At 59.9% G+C, this 2553-nt stretch carries 2 protein-coding genes; both read right to left on the bottom strand.

Annotated elements, in window-relative coordinates; translation table 11 throughout:
* Positions 1-101: 101 nt before the first annotated feature.
* Positions 102-857: an IS21-like element helper ATPase IstB gene (gene istB / locus ACSZO1_RS22175; protein ID WP_437616518.1), complete on the bottom strand. Its 756-nt coding sequence runs from the start codon at positions 855-857 to the stop codon at positions 102-104.
* A gap of 20 nt (positions 858-877) precedes the next feature.
* Entirely contained in the window at positions 878-2413 is a 1536-nt protein-coding gene (gene istA / locus ACSZO1_RS22170; protein ID WP_437616516.1) for an IS21 family transposase, read from the bottom strand.
* Between the last annotated feature and the right edge of the window lie 140 nt (positions 2414-2553).

Below are 2553 nucleotides of genomic sequence, written 5' to 3'. Positions count from 1 at the left end.
TGCGTATTCCGCTCTGAACGATCACGGATTGGCATCGAAGTTCGATCACAGTTTCGCATCTCTTCGATCAGCCGGGATGCGCTAACTTTCTCTGCTGCTTTTTAACCTGGTTTCTTCTCGCTTTCCACTCCCTCCTGGCATTTCCTCATCGACTCTCCCTGTAACACTAACCGGTGAGCGGTATGCACCAGCCTGTCCAGGATCGCATCAGCCGTCGTCGGGTTCTCCATCAGCCCGTGCCACTTGTCCACCGGGAACTGGCTGACCACTATCGTGCTGCTATGACCGTAACGGTCCTCCACGATTTCAAGCAGGTCATTGCATTGCGCCGTCGTCAGCGGCTCAAGACCCAGATCGTCAAGGATCAGTACCTGCACTTTCTGCAGCTGTTTCAGATGCTTCAGCCAGCTCCCGTCAACGCGACCCTGCGCCAGCAGTTCCAGCAGACGACCTGTGCGCCAGTACTGAACGCTGTGTTTTTGACGGCACGCCTGTTCGCCCAGGGCATTCGCCACCCAGCTTTTCCCGCACCCCGTCGGGCCCGTTATCAGCAGGCTTTTTTTGTGCGTGATGTAGTGACCGTTCAGCAGTTCACGCATCTGTTCTGCCCTCAACCCACGCGATACCGGGTAATGCAGCCCCTCCGGGGCCGCATGGTACTTCAGGTTCGCGTTCTTCCTCAGCCGCGCCACGCGACCGTTTTCTCGGTTAAGCAGCTCGTCATCGACCAGCAGCGTCAGACGCTCCTCGAACGACAGCTCGTCGTACGTCTGCGGGGTTTCACGATGACGTATCAGGCTACCCGCCATCGCCGGCAGCTTCAGCTGCGTCAGTTTGGTTAACAGGTTATCGCTCATGTCTTTTCTTCCTTTATCTGTCAGTGGTAGTAGCCCGGACCGCGCACGTTCTCATGCGCCAGCGACACCGGTGAGGGCGATTCACTTTCCCCGGCCAGCGGCAGAACCTGCTCCTCGCGGTGGTGGCGCAACAGGTTGTCGATGAAGCGGCGGTCAGGGCTTTTGTAGTGCCAGGCCACGCCACAGGCTTTTTCCAGCCGCGCTCTGCCGTATTTCTTCTGCAGCGCGATGAGGCCCAGCACCGCACGGTAGGCCAGCTCCGGATGCGCCTTCGCCTTCAGCATCGCCTCAACGACCCGGCCCGTGAACGGGCCAACGCTGCGCCCCGTTTCCACCAGGCGTTCCGGCGTCCAGCTGCCGTGACCCCGGTGCTGAGCCGGCATGTGCAGCGGGTTGGTCGAGTGTTTGTATTCATGCTGGCTGCGCGGATGCTGCGCCACGCACTGCCCCTTATGCCACACCTGCACCACCGACTGGCCCGCCTTCAGCGACAGGCGCTGACCCGCCAGCTCGTGCGGCACGGAGTACCAGTGGCGCGCATACTCAACGTGATAGTCCGGTCCCACCTTCACCGCTTTATATTCGGTGTACTCGTACGGCGACAGCGGCAGCGCGGAGAGGGCCGGCGCGTCCAGCTCGCGGAAGCGCTCCGCGCGCGTCTGGTTGCCGTAGCCTTTCATGGGACGGTTGTTCATGTCCGTCAGCAGCGCGCGCAGGCGCGTATTCAGCGCCCTCAGCGTGTAGAAGGTCTCATGACGGATGCGCGCCAGCAGCCACCTTTCCACAATGAGCACGCCGTTTTCTGCTTTCGGCTTATCCTTCGGTTTATACGGGCGGGCCGGGATGATGACGGTGCCGTAGTGCTCTGCCAGCGCCTGGTAGCTGTCATTGATGACGGGTTCGTAGCGGTCGGCTTTTTTCACCGCGCTTTTGAGATTGTCGGGGATGAGCAGCTTCGGCACGCCGCCCAGGAAGGTCAGGCACCGGCTGTTGGCGCTGAGCCACGACATCATGTCCTGGCTTTCGCAGGCCTCAACGTAGGTGTAGTTGGACGCCCCCATCACGGCCACGAAGATGGCCACCCGGCGTATTTCACCGGTATCCGGGTTAACCACGGGCACCGTGGGTCCGCAGAAGTCGATGAAGAGCTTTTCACCGGCGCGGTGCTCCTGCCGCATGGAGAGGCGCCGCGTTTTTTTCCATTCCCGGTAGCAGCGGCAGAAGTGAGAGTACCCCATCGCCCGCTCGCCGGCCTGAACCTTGTACTCCATCCACAGCAGTTGCCGCGTCACGCCGGGCTTTCTCATTTCGGTATCGAACCAGAGCAGGTCCGGCATGACCAACTCTGATGCTGACGCGCATTTTGCCGGGAAGATACGTTTTTCAAGGGCGTCGTGGGATAGCGCTTCGGGCAGGGGCCAGGGCAGCGCGGTGGTACGGAAGCGGGTGAGCACTTCAAAAACGGTAGAGGCACTGATTTTGAGGGTGAGCGCGATACAGCGGTTGGTCAGCTTCTGGTCGAACTTAAGCTGCAGGATCTTAAAACAGGTTTCCATAGAACTCCGGGCTTCTCTCTTTCTGGACATCGTTGTCTCCGCTACTGGGGTAAAAATCAGCAAGGGAGACCGTGTAAGAAAGCGTTAATTCCCGGCGTGATCGACAGTATGCCAATCAGTGATCGGAGGCATGCCAAATC

It is taken from the genome of Erwinia sp. V71 (assembly GCF_965644245.1).
Classification (GTDB): domain Bacteria; phylum Pseudomonadota; class Gammaproteobacteria; order Enterobacterales; family Enterobacteriaceae; genus Erwinia.
This window is presented reverse-complemented; position numbering and strand designations above follow the sequence as displayed.

Coding starts and splice junctions, on each gene's coding strand:
- istB (WP_437616518.1), bottom strand. CDS start 857: ATGAGCGATAACCTGTTAACCAAACTGACGCAGCTGAAGCTGCCGGCG.
- istA (WP_437616516.1), bottom strand. CDS start 2,413: ATGGAAACCTGTTTTAAGATCCTGCAGCTTAAGTTCGACCAGAAGCTG.